Genomic DNA, 16,448 nt, shown 5'->3' with positions numbered 1-16,448 from the left:
GGCCAACCCACCCCCTGCCCCTCCCTTCCAGGGAGGGGGGACCGTTGCGGCCTGGTCAGATGAGGCGGGCGTGTTCGAGCGCTGCGTCGACGGCCGCGCGCGATGCTTCGCCGGCTGGGGTCATCGGTAGGCGCAGGGTCTCCGGGAAGCCCGCCCGCACCTTCGTCATCGCGTACTTCACCGGGCCGGGCGAGGCGTCGGTGAACAGCGCTTCGTGCAGGGGATAGAGCTGATCCTGATAGGCCAGCGCCTTGACGAAATCGCCCGCCTGGCACGCCGCCTGGAACTCCGCGCACAGCTTCGGCGCGACGTTGGCGGTTACCGAGATGCAGCCGGTGCCGCCCATGACGTTGAACGCCAGCGCGAGGTCGTCATTGCCCGACAGCTGGCAGAAATCCGGGCCGCATGCCGCGCGGTGCTGAGAAACGCGGGCGAGGACGCCGCTGGCATCCTTCACGCCGACGAACACGTTCGGGAACGCTGCCACGATCCGCGCGAGAGTCGCGGGCTGGATGTCCGTTACCGTCCGTGCGGGGACATTGTAGAGGATGATCGGCAGCGGGGTCGACGTCGCCAGCGCCTCGAAGTGGCGGAAAATGCCCTCCTGCCCCGGCCGGTTGTAATAGGGCGGCACCATCAGCGCGGCGTCGGCGCCGGCTTCCTTCGCGGCGCGCAGGTTTGCCGAGGCAACGCGCGTGTCGTTCGAGCCTGCACCGGCGATGACGGGCACGCGGCCCTTCGCCTGATCTACGCAGACGCGGACGACGTGGAAATGCTCGTCATACGACAGGGTGGCCGCCTCACCCGTGGTCCCGCACGCGACCAGCCCCGACGAGCCCTCGACGATCTGCCATTCGATGAAGTCGCGGTAGGCGGGTTCGTCGAAGCTGCCATCGGCGGCGAACGGCGTGACGAGCGCCGGAATAGATCCTGAAAACATGCGGTGGCCTGCGGTCCTGTTGCGCCGGATGTCTTGCAAAATCCGGATTTCGTTCAGGACAGATACGGGTTCGGGGCGTATGCTGTCCACATGGTAGCATCGATGTTTAAAACGAGCCTTCTCCTTGCAGTCGTGGCGGGGACGGTCGCCGCGTCGGGAGGCGGCCAGCAGACGCTGGATCGCTACAGCACGCAATTGGCCAATATGGGGCCCAATGCGCAGCCGATGGCAACGGATGGCGCGATCGCCTCGACCATCGCGCAGTGGCGGGCGTTGCAGCAGACGGATGCTCTGCCGTTCGACAGCTATGCGGGCTTCCTGATGGCGCACGCCGGTTGGCCGAACGAGACAGCCAACCGGCGTGCGGCGGAGCGCAAGGCGGCGACCGGATCGCCGACGAGCGTCGTCGCGTTTTTCCGTCGTTATCCGCCGCAGTCCGCGTCGGGCGGTGTCGCGTATGCGCGGGCTTTGCAGGCTACCGGCGCGCGGGATCAGGCGTATGCTGCGGTGCGGACGGCATGGCGGAGCAGCGGCCTGACGCCGACCGACGAGGCGATGGTGGTGTCGGGCTTTCCGGGTGCGCTGACGCCGGACGATCAGGATGCGCGGATGGATGCGCTATTGTGGGCGGGCCAGACCGGCGCGGCACAGCGGCAACTGGTGTGGACGAGCGCGGCGCGGCGGCCGATCTTCGAGGCGCGGTTGGCGTTCCGGACGAATGCGCCGAACGCGTCGGATATCTCGGCTTCGACGCAGACACTGTATGCGAACGACGCGGGCTATGTCGCGGACCGGGCGCAATGGTTGCGCAATTCGGGCGCCAGCCCTTCGGCGCGGTCGTGGCTGGCGCGGCCTCGGTCATTGGTGACGCGGCCGGGCAATGCCGCCGAGTGGTACGAGGTGCTCGTCACCAACGCCAATGGCGCGGCGAACGACGGGCAATACCAGGTCGCCTACGACATCGCGCGGCAGATCGACGATGCGTATCCGTATGGCGCGGACATCGCGGCAAAATCCTATGCCGAGCGCGACGAATATACCAATCTCGCCTGGCTCGGTGGACGGGTAGCGATGAAGCAGCTCGGCCGGCCGGCGGATGCGATGACGCTGTTCGACCGGTACGCGCGCGGCTCGCGCTCGCCGCAGGTTCGGTCGAAGGGGTATTACTGGGCGGGGCGTGCGGCGGAGGCGGCCGGGTTGGCGCCTCAGGCTGCTGCGTTCTACGGCCAGGCGGCGGGGTACCGCGATCAATATTACGGACAGTTGGCTAACGAGCGGACCGGACGAGCGCTGGTCGCGCCGCCTTCGGTTGCTTCCGTCGCGATCGATCCGGCGACGCGTGCGGCGTTCGATCGGCGCGAGACGGTGCGCGCGGTCAAGTTCCTCGGGCAGATCGGCGACTGGCAGGACCAGACCGCGTTCGTCCGCCAGATCGCAGCGGATGCGACGACCGACACCGATCACTTGCTCGCCGCCGAACTGTCGAAGAGCATCAACCGGCCGGACCTGGGTGTGATGGTCGGGCGGAGTGCGCTGGCGAATGGGCTCAGCGATTATTCCGCGGTCGGTTTTCCGATGGTGTCGGTGCCGGCGGGGTATGAGGACAACTGGACGATTATCCACGCGATCTCGCGGCAGGAGAGCCAGTTCGATCGCGCCGCGGTGAGCCACGCGGGCGCGCGTGGGCTGATGCAGTTGATGCCGGCGACCGCGCGCGAGCAGTCGGGGAAGATCGGCCTCACGTATAACCAGGCTGCACTGACGACCGATCCGAACATGTCGATCATGCTGGGGTCCAGCTATTTCCAGCGCGTGTACGCCAATTACGGCAGTTATCCGCTGGCGGTGGCGGCGTATAATGCGGGCGGCGGCAACGTGAACAAATGGCTCCGCACGAACGGCGATCCGCGGACCGGGGCCGTGGACATGGTCGATTGGGTCGAGGCGATCCCGTACCAGGAGACGCGCAACTATGTGCAGCGCGTGCTGGAAAATGCGGTGGTGTACGATTTGATGAACCCCGCGCGGGCGAAGAGCCGGGGCGCGGCGCGGCTGTCGTGGTATCTGGGGAAGAACCGGCCGGGTTGAGGCTGTTCTCCCGCGAAGGCGGGTGTCCAGACTGGGCTCCTGCCTTCGCGGGAGAACATGGTAGGCAAGCGCATGGATCGCCCCAACTACATAACCCCCGCCGGCTACGCCGTACTCCGCACCGAATACGAGCAACTCCTGTCGACCGAGCGCCCGGCCTTGGTTGAAGTCATCTCGTGGGCGGCAGGCAACGGCGACCGGTCCGAGAACGGCGATTACATCTACGGCCGAAAGCGCCTGCGCGAGATCGACCGTCGGCTCGGCTGGCTGTCGAAGCGGATGAAGGCGGCCAAGGTCGTCGATCCCGCGCAGCAGGAAGACCGTTCGCGCGTGTGGTTCGGCGCGTGCGTGACGGTCGCGGACGAGGATGACGTCGAGCGTGTCCTGACGCTGGTTGGTGACGACGAGACTGACGCGAGCAACGGGCGGATCGGCTGGAACTCGCCGTTTGCGCGCGCCTTACGCGGCGCCGCGATCGGCGACGTGCGGCGCGTGGATTTGCCAGCTGGCGAACGCGAGTACGAGGTGATCGCGATCTCCTACCCCTGACGTTGCGATCCTCCCCCGCTAGGGGGAGGTGGCTGGCGCTTGCCAGACGGAGAGGGAGGTAAGGGAAACCGCTGTTCCGTTTCCTCCCCCTCCGTCACCTGCGGTGCCACCTCCCCCTTGCGGGGGAGGATCGTGAGAGTGCGCCCGTCAACGATCCGTTTCGATCTACGCGAATTGACCTCGCGCCGCCCCCGTGTGACGTTTCGCCCACGCAACGACACTCGAGGATACCCCATGCCGATACCCGCCACCTGGTCCGCCCGCCTGCTCAGCGTCATGCGCATCGTCGTCGCGCTGGTATTCTTCAGTCACGGCATCTCGAAATTCTTCGGCCTGCCGCCCTTCCCGATGCCGATGAACCCGCTGCTGTACGCCGCGGGCGGTCTCGAAGTCGTCGGCGGCGCGCTGCTGATCATCGGCCTGTTCACGCGGCCGGTTGCGTTCGTGCTGTCGGGCATGTCGGCGGTCGCGTATTTCATGGCGCATATGCCGAAGGGCCCCTTCCCGATCGCCAATGGCGGCGAGGCGGCGGTGCTCTACTGCTTCGTGTTCCTGTACCTCGCCGCAGCCGGTGGCGGTGTCTGGAGCGTGGACGCGCAGCGCGGGCGCGGCTAACCTTGCGCGCATGATCGATACCACAACGCGCAACGTCGCCCTCCTGATCGACGCGGACAATGCGTCCGCGGCGACCCTCGACCCGGTGCTGACCGTCCTTGCCGAGCTCGGCACGGTCAACGTCCGGCGGGTCTATGGCAATTGGTCGAAGCCCGCGCTGAAGGCGTGGAGCGACATGTCGATCAAGCACGGCATCGAGCCGCAGCAGCAGTTCGACCTGACCAAGGGCAAGAACGCGACCGACATGAAGATGACGATCGACGCGATGGACCTGCTGTTCCGCGGGCGCATCGACGGCTTCGGGATCATGTCGTCGGACAGCGATTTCATGCCGCTCGCGACGCGCATCCGCCAGGATGGGATACCGGTGTATGGCTTCGGCACGAGCCGCACGCCGGAAGGGTTTCGGCAGGCGTGCACGCGGTTCATTGACGTCGGCGCGCTGAACGAGACGTCGCAGGCGATGCCCGCGCCAGTGCCTGCTCCGGTGGCTGGCGAAAAGCCCGCTGCCCCGGCGCCAGTCGCTCGGCCGAAGACCGCGCAACCGATCGACGAGCAGGTGATCAAGCTGCTGATCGACGCGTATAACGCGGTGAAGCGCGACGAGAAGGGCTATGCGAGCGTCGCCGAACTCGGCCAGCTCGCCGGCAACCGCTCAAGCTTCGACGCGCGCAATTACGGGTTCAACCGGCTGTCGGACCTGATCGAGACGATTCCGAACTTCCAGCATGAGCGGCGCGAAGGTGGGCGGTCTTTCGTCAAGCGGCTGCGCTAAATCTTCCCCCCCCTCCCTGGAAGGGAGGGGTCGGGGGTGGGTCGGCTTCCGCATAACCGAACCGGGACGACACAAGCCGGCCTACCCACCCCCAGCCCCTCCCTTTCAGGGAGGGGAGCGCGGTTCGCCTCACCCCGTAGGCTGCAACCGCCCGCCCGGCTCGCTCATGCCGTGCGCCTGTTCCTCGCTGTCGTCGGGTACGATCAGCGCGCCTTTCCGCCAGTTGCCGTAGCGATAATACCACGCCGCGATCGCCAGCGTCGCGAGCGATCCCAGCGGGAAGCTCCACCACAACGCATCCGCCCCAAGCCACGGCTTTGCAAGCAACGCAAAGCCGATCCGCACCGGATACAGCGCGACGATCAGCGCGATCAGCGGCGCGATCACTGCGCCGTTCGCGCGGACGGTCGAGAACAGCACCATCGTCGCGCCGAACAGGATGAAGTTCCAACTCGCGATCAGCTGGATATGCCGCGCGATCGGCAGCGCGGGGCTCGCGCCGCCGATGAACAACGTCATCACCGGACGATCAAACAGGAGCACCACGCCGACCATCGCACCGGTCAACGCGACATTGAAGAGCAGGCCGTACTTCGTGATGTCGCCGACCCGGTCCCAGCGACCCGCACCGATATTCTGTGCCGCCATCGAACTGACCGCTGCGCCGATCGCCAGCGCGGGCATCTGGATATAGGTCCACAGTTGCTGCGAGACGGCATAGGCCGCCGCGGTATCGACGCCGAGCCGGTTGACCAGCCCGACCATCGCGAGGCCGGCGGTCGACATGACGAGCATCTGCGCACCCATCGGCAAGCCTTTCCGGACGATCGTGCCGGTCAACGCGCGCTCGGGGATGAGGTAACGGAGTTCGTTGCCGCGTAGCCGCAATGGCAGGTCGCGCTTGTAAATGTAGACGATCAGCCCGAGCAGCGAAACGTGGCTCGCGACCAGCGTCGCCATCGCCGAGCCCGCGATCCCCATCTGCGGGAACGGTCCGATACCGGCGATCAGCAACGGGTTGAGCCCGCTGTCGAGGATCGCGCTGAGCAGCATGAACCAGAGCGGCGTCATCGAATCGCCGGTCCCGCGGAGGCCCATCATCAGCAGCACCATCATCATCGACGCGGGCAGCCCGAGGAAGATCACGCGCAGATAGGCGAGCGCGAGCGGCATCGCGTCGCCGGGGGTGGCGAGCAGATGCAGAATCTCGGGCGCGAACACCCAGCCGAGCGCGGCGATCACGATCGCTCCGCCGAGGACCAAGCCGACCGCGGAGCCGAACGCCCGGCGTGCGCCTTCGAGATCGTGGCGGCCGAAGCTCTGGCCGACCAGGATGGTCGCCGCCATGCCGAACCCGAACACCGCGCCGAACGTCAGGAACATGATGATGTTGGCGTTGGAGGTCGCGGCGAGCGCGCCCTCGCCGAGATACCGTCCGACCCAGATCGCGTTGATCGAGCCGTTGAGCGACTGGAGGATGTTCGAGCCGAGCGTCGGGAGCGCAAACGCTAGGAGCGTGCGGCCGATGTGTCCGGTGGTGAGGTCGCGCTGGCCTGGCTTGCCGCGCGGGCGATCGAGATTTGGGCTTAATGGCGCGCGTGGGTCGGCGCTGGTCTCGACGTCGGGTGGAAGGTCGCTCACACAGTCTCTCCGTCAGGCCGAACTCGGTCCGGCATATACCGGTGAACGGGCAGGCGCCCTGTTATGTCGAGTGCCTAGCCGCGGATTGAACTCCGGAACAAGCCGGTAGGTCCCGAGCCGGGAGCGAAGCGTATTTTGTTTCCCCGCGAAGGCGGGGGCCCAGACTGGGCTCCCGCCTTCGCGGGAGAACAAGATGACAGGGACATACCCTACGCCGTAGAGCCGCCCCTCCCGAACCGTCACCCCAGCGAAAGCTGGGGTATCCCGTTATCGGCCGGCCGGTGTAGTAACTCGCTGGGATACCCTAGCTTTCGCTGGGGTGACGGACTTTGGTTGGAGCGACGAGGTCTTCAAGCACTTATTCCCCTCCCGCCTGCGGGAGGGGTCAGGGGAGGGCGCGACGTACGTACTGGCGTCTGGCTTCTTGGGGCACGCCCCTCCCCCAACCCCTCCCGCGAGCGGGAGGGGAGCAGGTTAGCCCAAGCGGCCGAGTGCAGCCTGCAACCGGGCGGCTTCGGCGGCCTTGTCGGCGTGGTCGGCCTTGGCCTTTTCCACCGCTTCGGGCTTGGCGCGTTCGACGAAGCTCGCATTGCCCAAGCGGCCTGACAGCGCGTCGCGCTCCTTCTCCGCCGCCGCGATCGCCTTGGTCAGGCGGGCGCGTTCGGAGTCGAGGTTGATGACGCCTTCCAGCGGCAGGACGAAGGTCGCTTCGTCGACCACGACCTGCGCCGCGCCACCGGTGGCTTCGCCCTCGGCATGCGTGACGCGGGCGAGACGCGCGAGCGCAGGTGCTTGGCGCTCCAACCGCGCCAACGTCGCCGCATTCGCATCGCGGACGTGGAGCGGCAGGCGCGCGCCCGGTGGCACGTTCAACTCATTCCGCGCGGTGCGGATTTCCTGAACCAGGCGGATCAGCCAGTCGACTTCCTTGCTCGCCTCGGGATCGAGCGACCGCGCGTCCGCCATCGGCCATTTCGCGACGATCAGGTCGTGATCGCGCGGGCCCATCGCGTGCCACAGTTCCTCGGTGATGAACGGCATGAACGGGTGGAGCAGGACCAGGATCTGGTCGAGCACCCAGCCGGCCACGGCCTTCGATTCGTCGTCGATGACACCACGCTCGTCGCCGACCATCTGCGGCTTGATCAGTTCGAGATACCAGTCGCAGAACCGGCTCCACGCGAACTGGTAGATCGCGTTGGCGGCGCCGTCGAAGCGGTAGTCGGCGAGCGCGAGGTCGACCGTCTGGACGGTCGCGATCGTCTCGGCGATGATCCACTTGTTGACCGCCAATTCCGCGCGCGGCGCCTCCAGATTGGTGCTGGCGACGATGCCGTTGGCTTGCGCGAACCGGGCGGCGTTCCACAACTTGGTGGCGAAGTTGCGATAGCCCTCGACGCGCTTCTCATCCATCTTGATGTCGCGGCCCTGGCTCTCCATCGCCGCCATGAAGAAGCGCAGCGCGTCGGCGCCGTAGGTGTCGATCAACCCGAGCGGGTTGACGACGTTGCCCTTCGACTTCGACATCTTCGCGCCGTCCGCCGCGCGGACGAGGCCGTGGAGGTAGAGCGTGCGGAACGGCACGTCCTTCATGAAGTGCAGCCCCTGCATCATCATCCGCGCGTTCCAGAAGAACAGGATGTCGAAGCCGGAAATGAGGACGTCGTTGGGGTAGCGACCGCCTAACTGGCCTCCCCGCCCGCTTGCGGGAGGGGATTGAGGGGTGGGCTCGCGCTCGCCTTCGGGCGTAGCGTTCGAGGTAAGCGCGTGCCCACCCCCGGCCCCTCCCGCTTGCGGGAGGGGGGAAGAACCGTCCCAGCCGAGCGTGGCGAAGGGCCAGAGGGCGGACGAGAACCAGGTGTCGAGCACGTCGGGGTCGCGCGTTAGCGTCACGCCCTCACCCGCAAGAGCCTGCGCTTCGGCCTCGGTCTCGGCCACGTACGGCGTACCGTCCGGACCGAACCACGCCGGAATCTGGTGTCCCCACCAAAGCTGCCGCGACACGCACCAAGGCTGGATGTTGTCCATCCAGTTAAAGAACGTCTTCTCCCAGGTCTTGGGCACGATATCGATCGCGCCGGTCTGGACCGCCTCGATCGCCGGCTGCGCAAGCGTCTTTGCGTCTACATACCATTGGTCGGTCAGCCACGGCTCGATCACCACGCCCGAGCGATCGCCATACGGCGTCTGGATCGTGCGCGGCTCGGCGTCGTGCTCTTCGCCGTCCTTGTCGACGTGCGCGATCAGGAAGCCTTCTTCCTTGAGACGCGCGACCACGGCCTTCCGCGCCTCAGCGGTCGTCAACCCAAGCAGCTCCTCAGGGATCAGCCCGTCGGACACCTGCACGACGCGCGCCTTGGCATCGAGCATGTTGAGCATCGACCCGGCGGCCATCCCTGCCCGCTTGCCGACCTCGAAATCGTTGAAGTCGTGGCCCGGCGTGATTTTGACAGCGCCAGATCCCAACTCAGGATCGGCATGGTCGTCGGCGATGATCGGAATCAGTCGCCCGGTGATCGGCAGCTTCACCTGCTTGCCGATCAGCGCGGTGTAGCGCTCATCCGCGCCGTTCACTGCTACCGCCATGTCGGCGAGCATCGTCTCGGGCCGCGTGGTCGCGACCTCGATGAAGCCCCCCTCTTGTCCAAGGGCGCCGTCTTCGAGCGGATAGCGCAGGTGCCAGAAGCTGCCCTTGATCTCGCGCGTCTCGACCTCGAGGTCGCTGATCGCGGTGCCGAGGCCCGGATCCCAGTTCACGAGGCGCTTGTCGCGATAGAGGAGCCCCTGCTTGTGGAGGTCGACGAACACTTTCAGGACGGCCTTCGAGAAGCCCTCGTCCATCGTGAAGCGCTCGTTCGCCCAGTCCATCGAGCAGCCGAGCCGGCGGAGCTGTTGCGTGATCTCGCCGCCGCTCTCTTCCTTCCACGCCCAGACCTTCGCGACGAACTCCTCGCGAGTCATGTCGGTGCGCTTCTGCGGCGGGGTAAGCGCGCCCATCTGGCGCTCGACCACCATCTGCGTCGCGATGCCGGCGTGATCGGTGCCGACCACCCACAAGGCGTCCTTGCCCTTCAGGCGGGCGTGGCGCGTGAGGATGTCCTGCAGCGTGTTGTCGAGCGCGTGGCCGATGTGCAGCGAGCCCGTGACGTTGGGCGGCGGGTTGACGATCGTCCACGGCTCGGCGTTCGGACGGTCGGGGCGGAACTGGCCGCTTGCCTCCCAATGCGCGTACCAGCGCGATTCGATGGAGGCCGGGTCGAAGGTTTTGGGAAGCTCGCTCATGCCAATGGCCTTAGCGAGCGTGTCGGGGCTAGGCCAGCCTTTGGGGAGCGTGTGGGATTTGGAATTGGCGTCGGGGCGCGACAACCAGCCTACCCACCCCCGGCCCCTCCCTTTCCGGGAGGGGGGCAGGTTGGTTTAGGGCTGCTGGTTCATGATCTTGGCGATCTCACGCGAGACCATGTCCTCGACCATGTTGGGAAGGTTGGCATCGATCCATTCGCGCAGCATCGGCCGGAGCATCTCGCGCACCAGGCCCTCAAGCGTGCCGTCATTGCCGGTTTCGGGTTTTACCATCATCCGCGTCAACGCCTCGAGCGGCGCGCGCGTTGCAGCGGCGGTGTGGCGCGAGACGATCGGCTCGGCCGCGGCATCGGTGGCCGGCTGCGGCTTGGCACTCGGCGCGGGCTTTGGCGATGTCATCTGGGGGGGCATTTGCGGCGCGACGTGGCGTGGTTCGGGCGGGGTATCAGCGGCGCTGAGCACCGGGGACTTGGGCGGGCGCGGCGTACGATCGGGCATGGGGTCGCTCAGTTCGAGAATCTCATCGTCGTCATGGTCGCCGTCGAAATAGGCCGGATCGAGATCGACCGGCGCGGACGTCGCACGCGCAGGGCGACGCGACCGGCCCGGCGTGTCGCCCTCTTCCGCGATGATGCGTTTGATCGACGAGAGGATTTCCTCCATCGACGGCTCGCCGTTGACATCCCCCATCCGGACCATCCCAAACCCCGTTGCCCCGCGCGCCCCTATTGGCGGCTCGGCGCGTCCTTACCTGTCGTCAAGGCGGGGTTCCTGTCAACCGGCGTATCGAGCAAGGGGTCGGACTGCGCCTGAACCGTGGCGTTCTGCGCGGGCGACTGCGCGGTGCGAGTGGCGACCGGCACGGGCTCGCCGTCGCCGCCGAAATCCCAGATCTTGCGGCGGACGCGGTTGTAGTTCGCGACCGGATCGTAGAGCACGCCGCCGTCGAGCCCCAGGTCTCGCGCCTCGGCCTGGCCCATCGCGGCCAGCAGCGCGAAGCCCGCGACATACGCATCGCGCCGCGCGGTCACGAGCGTGACCTGGCTGTTGAGCAATTCCTGCTCGGCGTTGAGGATGTCGAGGATCGTGCGCGTGCCGACGCTGTTCTCGGCGCGGACGCCTTCGAGGCTCAGCTTGTTGGCGTTGACCGCGGTTTCCGACGACTGGATCACCTGCTCCGACGAGCGCCAGATGGCAAAGGCGGAGCGCGCCTGCGCGATGACGTTGCGCTCGGTCGCGGTGACGTTCTCGATCGCGCGCGACTGGTACGCCTCGGCCTGGCGAACCTGCGCGGCGGGGCGCCCGCCCTGGAACAGCGGCAGCGTCAACGACAGCCCGGCTTGCACCGCCTTATTGGCGTTGGGGATGCGGTTGACGTCGTTGGGCACCGACGCGATCGAGCCAAGATAATTGGTGTAGCTCGCGCCCCCGACCGCACTGATCTGCGGAAGCCGGCTCGCGCGGGCAACGCCGACATCGTAGCGGCTCGCGTCCCGCTCCTTGGCGGCGGCGATCAGCACCGGGTTGTTGTCGATCGCGACGGTCACGGCCGAGGCCGGGCTGTCGGGCAGATGCGGCAGCGTCGGTGGCGTGTCGAGCGTGCCGGGTGGTGTCCCGACGAACTGGATATAGCTTTCGCGGCTGGATATCAGATTGGCTTGTGCGGACTGGAGCTGTGCGCGGGCAAGCGCGAGCCGCGCTTCGGACTGGGCCACGTCGGTGCGGGTCAGGTCGCCGACCTGGAAACGGTCGCGGCTGGCCTGGAGGTTGACGTCGAGAACGCGGACGTTCTGCGTGTTCAAGCCGACGATCGCCTCGTCACGGATCACGTCCATGTACGCTGCGACGACGTTGGTGAACAAATCGGCTTCGGTACTCCGCAACGTCGCGCGGCCACCCTCGACGCGGGTTTTCGCTGCGGCAACCGAATTGCGGACCTGCCCGCCCTGATACAGCGGCACCGACACGTTCGCCCGCGCAACGCCCTGACGCGGCGGCGCGAGAAAGTTGTTTTGGCCGGTGACGAGGAATTCGGTGAGATCGCCAGTCGCGTTAGCCGACGGCAGCCCCGCCGCGCGGGCGATCGGCACGTTCTCATCCGTCGCGCGCAGGGTAGCGCGCTGTGCCGTGATCGTCGGGTTGGTGTTGTACGCCTTGACCAGCGCCTCGCGCAGCGTCTCCGCATGGAGTGGTGCAGCGCTATACGTCAGCGCAACACTCAGGAGCAGACTGCGGAGAAGTGCGGCGCGGGCCATGGTTTTCTGCTCAGAACCGGAAGGGTTTGGGGGCGTCGAAGCCAGGCAAGCTCACGCATTCGACATCGACGAACGCCGACAGCGCAAACCCGCCATCGGTCTTGCGGCCCGATGCGAGCCGGGTCAGTCCGCGCTCGGCGATTCCTGCGGTCACACGGCCACCCGACTTGACCTGCGTGATCAACGCGTCGGGCACGGTCTCGACCGCGCCATCGACGATCAGCACGTCATAGGGCGCGCCGGCGGCGTGGCCGTCCTGCATCGGTGCCTCGACGAGTTCGACATTACCGGTCCCGGCGAGTGCCTCGCGGGCGATCGCCAGCAAGGCAGGATCGCTCTCGACCGCGACGACCGAGCCAACGATCTCGGCCAGCACCGCCGCGGTATAGCCGGTCGCGGCACCGATCAGCAGGACACGGTCGGTCGCGGTCAGATAAGCTTCGGTGAGCAAACGGCCGGTCGCCATCGGCAGGTTGGCATAGCGTCCGCGTCCCAACGGGATCGTCGCGTCGCGGTATGCAAGTGCGCGGACGTCGGCGGGCATGAACGCCTCGCGCGGCACGCGTGCCATCGCCGCGACGACGCGCTGGTCGTTGACTGCGTTGGTGCGCAACTGGCTCGCCACCATCGCGTGACGCATCGTGTCGAACGTTGCGGGAGCCATGGACACGGTAGTCCCGCCGATCTCATGGGTATCGGCTGCGAGCGAAGGAGTATCGAGAGTCGTCGTCGTCATGGCGCATCCTGTCGCACAACTGTTTTAGCCACGCAATACACTAGTTTCGGATCGCTCCGATATCGCGCGGCCGGATATAGTGCGTCTGTTATCGCGTGGGCGCGGCGACGCCAAGCATCGGTTGGTCGGATTTCGCCACGATTCACGCGGGCGTCGGCAGCGCGCCTGCGGGGGACCGGGAGACGCCCCGCCCGCCCGTGTGACACCGAGATGCCGCGAACGGGGCGTCGAGGGCGCACGAGAAATCCCGGCAACACCTCTGCGCCTGTCCTTAGCACCCGATCGCGGAACCGTCCCGCGAAATGACCCGCTGTTGCGTCGCTCGGGTCGAGTCGCGCGGCAGCGCATCGCGCGCCGGCGCCTTTTCGATGTCGTGCAGCACCTGCGTCGGCGATCCCAGCACTGCATTCCGCGCCCGCAGGCTTGCCTTCAGGAACGGCTTGGTCAGCGCCATGAAACGCCGCGGGGTCATTCCCAGGAACGTCGCCGAGTCGCGGAGGAAATGCGACGCATCGAAATAGGAGCGGTCGATCGTCGTATAATCCGCCTCGCCGCCGGCCATCATCAGCCGGACGAACGATCGCAGGAACCGCGCGCGCAAGAGGAGCATCTTGGGCGGAAACCCGAAATGGCGCACCGACAATCGCCGCAACGCGTGCGTCGGTATGTCGAGTTGCGCAGCGGCGGACGCGATGTCGGTCGGGCCATCGGTCGCGAGTATCTCCATCAACTGCCGGATCTGCGGCGCATCGGCATGCGGCGGCCCCAGCCGCGCGAGCAACATCGCATCGAGGATCGGCGCGACGGCGGCATCATCCGGCGCGCCCTGCAAGCCCGCTACCAGATCGCGCGTGAACGCCTTCCCGAGCACGTCTTCCAGCGGCACGATGCGGTTGCGGAAGTCGCCGGCCGATCGCCGGAACAATCGTGCCCATCCCAGCGCGCTGATCCCGAAGCCGATCATCACGCCGCCATGCGTCACCGCCTTCAACGCCTGGTTGGTCGGCCCGAACAGACTGGCCGCAGGCAGCGGGTCGTAGGTCCGCCGGCCAATCGAGACCGCGATCGGCCCCGCATCGATCGCGATCCGCACGTTGGCGGTCGCCGGCAGGAACCAGTCGACCTGCCCCGCTTCGCTACCCGTGTCGGTTCGATAGACGTGATAGCCGGTGATATAGTCGGCGAGCGCGGCGGCGGGCCGGTCATACCGGATTGCCATGCCGGACGGCATCGCGAACACCTCGTCATCGACACCCGTCGTATTCGTGCCGCCCGCAATCCTGTCCGTCTTCAAGCGCCCGCCCCTAAAAGCCATTAACGTCCTTTCACTTAACCCTAAGCAAAGACGCTGACGTGTGCGAGTCACGATACGAGGCCAGGGACGAGGCCGGGGGCGGTAGCGCGTGACGCTCACCGCCTGCGGCGACGTGCGAGTCGAGGAAACCAGATTATTCCGTTGTCGGCGGCAACTGCAGGTTGACCGCAGCGGAAAAACGAAGCATTTGCGCCGCCTTCACGCAATCGGGGCCCGATGGCGGAGTGGTGACGTAGAGGACTGCAAATCCTCGCACCCGGGTTCGATTCCCGGTCGGGCCTCCAGTGATGAATGCCGGTTTTGATCTCGGGCTGCCGAAGATTTCATAACGAGAAATGCCGCCCCTCACCCTGGTGCCGGGGGCGATCGTCCAGACAGCGACCTCACGGCCCTTGTCGTTTTAAAATGCCCGCACTCCGGCACCCAGGACCGGCGGCCCCAGCGGAGCGTCGTGCGCAGCGGCGTCTCGACCTGAATGAACCGCAAAGTTTGTCCTGTTGTTCGTGCCGCAGCCTGAGCGACTTTCAGACAGTATGGCTGAGCCCAAAAGCTTGGCCGCGCGTTGAACTGGCAAGGAGATGACCATGATCGACGATCCGAAAACCGACGACTCAACCCCCGCTGACGAGGCAGAGGAGATGGAAAAGGTACAGGAGGACGCCGCCAAGGAGCGTGAGGAAAACGGCGGGTACCAATAGGCTTCGACACACTGCCGGCAATCGCCTTACCCTCCCTGGGCGGCGATTGCCTCTGCCCGATCCGTGCAACTCACAGACGCGATCCTAATCGGCCACCTTTACCGCACCATTCGAAGTTAACGGTCCGCTAACTCTCAATTGCCGGAACGTTAGGCCTTCGATGCGGCTTCTACGCTCATCTACAACCTGTCCCCGACTGGAACTGATGATGAGCACGAACCTGGTGTCCGCGGTTTTCGATAATCATGCAGACGCCGAGCGCGCCGTGGCCGAGCTTCGCGCAGCCGGTATCAACGACAGCGCGATCTCCATCGTTGCCCAGCATGACGGCAAGAACACGACCACGGACGGCAACGGCGACACGCAGGAGTTCGTCGGCAAGGTCGCGGCCGGCGCCGGGATCGGCACGCTGCTCGGCATCGCCGCCCTCGCCATCCCGGGGGTCGGTCCCCTCGTTGCCGCCGGCGCGATTGCATCCGCCGCCATCCCAGGCGCTGCGATCACGGGCGCGGCGCTCGGTGGCGCCGTTGGCGGACTGGAAAAGGTTATGACCGATCACGGTGTCAGCCGCGTCGATGCCAGCTACTATGAAGGCCGCATCAATGAAGGCGGTGTGTTCGTTTCCGTCGATACCAGCGCTGCCGGGATCAATGCTGAAGATGCCGCCGACGTCCTCTATCGCTCGGGTGGGCACACATCCACGCGGACGAAGGTCTCGATGGCGTAATCGCCGACGTCTCAAACACCGATCTAGCCGAAGGGGCGTTCCGATAGCGGGACGCCCCTTCTGTTTTCGCTTGATAGATCGGTCACTCTACCCTGCCCCAGACGCATTCTTGCGCCCTCGGGGCAACTGCTGACGTGCCGAATCGTTGGAACACTCATCGCATCGGATTGATGTTCCTGCAATGTTCTTACGAATCAAACTGGATCAGATTTAGCCAAATACAGGCCACGACCGGCAACCCGATAAGCCCAAAGGAAAGCTGCGGTCGGAGATGCGGTCCCCGGCGCAGGCGACCGACATCTCCCAAGTCACCTCGGCGTGCGCCTAGTTCACACCCTGTTTGCGCGCGCCGACAATCATGCCCTTTGCGATCTTGCGCACGGCTTCGTCGTCCTTAGTACCGTCAGTCGCCGGATCGCCGAGGTGGTCGAGGCTCTGTTCCATGAAGTCGAGGAGCCCGGCGTGCCGCGCTTCGACATATTCCATGAGCTTGAACAGCAGATGCTCCGTGGCAATCTCGCGCTGGCGGGTCTGTGTCGCGTCGTCGGACATCACGACGCCTCCGTTGGCGTTGGCGCGCCTAGTTTCTGCGCGACTCGCGCGACTTCTTCGTCTTTCGGCTCCTCCGGCAGCTCTTCGCCCGGCAAGAGTGCGTCATCGGGAATGCCCGAAGCCGTGCCGGCAATCGGTTCGTCGATGGCGCGCTCGTTCGCACCGTCCGTGATCTTCTCTCTCGCTACCATGTCCGTCTCCTTCGTTGCGCTCAAACGCACAACAGACGGTACGGAGCCACGTCATGACCAAGG

General features: G+C 66.1%; 14 protein-coding genes and 1 tRNA gene. 6 read left to right on the top strand and 9 right to left on the bottom strand.

Going from position 1 to position 16,448, the window contains the following annotated elements; genetic code table 11:
* Nucleotides 1–55: 55 nt before the first annotated feature.
* On the bottom strand, nucleotides 56–940 hold the full coding sequence (gene dapA / locus AC59GX_RS05390; protein ID WP_426280745.1) for a 4-hydroxy-tetrahydrodipicolinate synthase: 885 nt from the start codon (nucleotides 938–940) through the stop codon (nucleotides 56–58).
* A 102-nt stretch (nucleotides 941–1,042) separates the two neighbouring features.
* On the opposite strand from dapA, the gene AC59GX_RS05385 reads away from it, so the two are divergent.
* The 4 genes from AC59GX_RS05385 to AC59GX_RS05370 all read left to right on the top strand — a co-directional run bounded on the left by AC59GX_RS05385 (nucleotide 1,043) and on the right by AC59GX_RS05370 (nucleotide 4,967).
* On the top strand, nucleotides 1,043–3,028 hold the full coding sequence (locus AC59GX_RS05385) for a lytic transglycosylase domain-containing protein (RefSeq protein WP_426280746.1): 1,986 nt from the start codon (nucleotides 1,043–1,045) through the stop codon (nucleotides 3,026–3,028).
* Between the two features lie 72 nt (nucleotides 3,029–3,100).
* Nucleotides 3,101–3,577, top strand: a complete 477-nt coding sequence (greB, locus tag AC59GX_RS05380; RefSeq protein ID WP_426281102.1) for a transcription elongation factor GreB — start codon at nucleotides 3,101–3,103, stop codon at nucleotides 3,575–3,577.
* A 234-nt stretch (nucleotides 3,578–3,811) separates the two neighbouring features.
* Nucleotides 3,812–4,192: a DoxX family protein gene (locus AC59GX_RS05375; RefSeq protein WP_426280747.1), complete on the top strand. Its 381-nt coding sequence runs from the start codon at nucleotides 3,812–3,814 to the stop codon at nucleotides 4,190–4,192.
* 10 nt (nucleotides 4,193–4,202) lie between these two features.
* Nucleotides 4,203–4,967: an NYN domain-containing protein gene (locus AC59GX_RS05370; protein ID WP_426280748.1), complete on the top strand. Its 765-nt coding sequence runs from the start codon at nucleotides 4,203–4,205 to the stop codon at nucleotides 4,965–4,967.
* Nucleotides 4,968–5,096: 129 nt separating this feature from the next.
* Here AC59GX_RS05370 and AC59GX_RS05365 read toward each other — a convergent pair whose 3' ends face one another.
* From AC59GX_RS05365 to AC59GX_RS05340, 6 genes are all read right to left on the bottom strand, one after another.
* The gene (locus AC59GX_RS05365) at nucleotides 5,097–6,494 is read right to left on the bottom strand and encodes an MATE family efflux transporter (RefSeq protein WP_426281104.1); all 1,398 of its coding nucleotides are present in this window, start codon (nucleotides 6,492–6,494) and stop codon (nucleotides 5,097–5,099) included.
* 588 nt (nucleotides 6,495–7,082) lie between these two features.
* A complete protein-coding gene (locus AC59GX_RS05360; RefSeq protein ID WP_426280749.1) occupies nucleotides 7,083–9,890 on the bottom strand; it encodes a valine--tRNA ligase in 2,808 nt (935 codons plus the stop codon).
* A gap of 135 nt (nucleotides 9,891–10,025) precedes the next feature.
* The gene (locus tag AC59GX_RS05355) at nucleotides 10,026–10,601 is read right to left on the bottom strand and encodes a DUF2497 domain-containing protein (RefSeq protein ID WP_426280751.1); all 576 of its coding nucleotides are present in this window, start codon (nucleotides 10,599–10,601) and stop codon (nucleotides 10,026–10,028) included.
* Nucleotides 10,602–10,636: 35 nt separating this feature from the next.
* The gene (locus AC59GX_RS05350) at nucleotides 10,637–12,166 is read right to left on the bottom strand and encodes a TolC family outer membrane protein (RefSeq protein WP_426280752.1); all 1,530 of its coding nucleotides are present in this window, start codon (nucleotides 12,164–12,166) and stop codon (nucleotides 10,637–10,639) included.
* Nucleotides 12,167–12,176: 10 nt separating this feature from the next.
* Nucleotides 12,177–12,830 (bottom strand): protein-L-isoaspartate O-methyltransferase family protein, encoded by a 654-nt coding sequence (locus AC59GX_RS05345; protein ID WP_253072502.1) that lies wholly within the window; start codon nucleotides 12,828–12,830, stop codon nucleotides 12,177–12,179.
* A 343-nt stretch (nucleotides 12,831–13,173) separates the two neighbouring features.
* The gene (locus AC59GX_RS05340) at nucleotides 13,174–14,196 is read right to left on the bottom strand and encodes a helix-turn-helix domain-containing protein (RefSeq protein WP_426280753.1); all 1,023 of its coding nucleotides are present in this window, start codon (nucleotides 14,194–14,196) and stop codon (nucleotides 13,174–13,176) included.
* A 231-nt stretch (nucleotides 14,197–14,427) separates the two neighbouring features.
* Between AC59GX_RS05340 and AC59GX_RS05335 the strand changes: the two genes are divergently transcribed.
* Nucleotides 14,428–14,501 (top strand) — tRNA-Cys (locus AC59GX_RS05335).
* A gap of 622 nt (nucleotides 14,502–15,123) precedes the next feature.
* Nucleotides 15,124–15,642, top strand: a complete 519-nt coding sequence (locus AC59GX_RS05330) for a general stress protein (protein ID WP_056062442.1) — start codon at nucleotides 15,124–15,126, stop codon at nucleotides 15,640–15,642.
* A gap of 324 nt (nucleotides 15,643–15,966) precedes the next feature.
* Here the strand turns inward: AC59GX_RS05330 and AC59GX_RS05325 are convergent, their stop codons facing one another.
* Together AC59GX_RS05325 and AC59GX_RS05320 are read right to left on the bottom strand one after the other, a co-directional pair.
* Entirely contained in the window at nucleotides 15,967–16,194 is a 228-nt protein-coding gene (locus AC59GX_RS05325; RefSeq protein ID WP_082441427.1) for a hypothetical protein, read from the bottom strand.
* On the bottom strand, nucleotides 16,194–16,385 hold the full coding sequence (locus AC59GX_RS05320) for a hypothetical protein (RefSeq protein ID WP_426280780.1): 192 nt from the start codon (nucleotides 16,383–16,385) through the stop codon (nucleotides 16,194–16,196). Before AC59GX_RS05320 ends, AC59GX_RS05325 begins: the two co-directional genes overlap by 1 nt.
* Nucleotides 16,386–16,448 lie beyond the last annotated feature (63 nt).

The organism is Sphingomonas sp. 320_CC (assembly GCF_059691795.1).
Note: the sequence above shows the minus strand (reverse complement) of the source record. Positions and strands in the feature narration are given on the sequence as shown.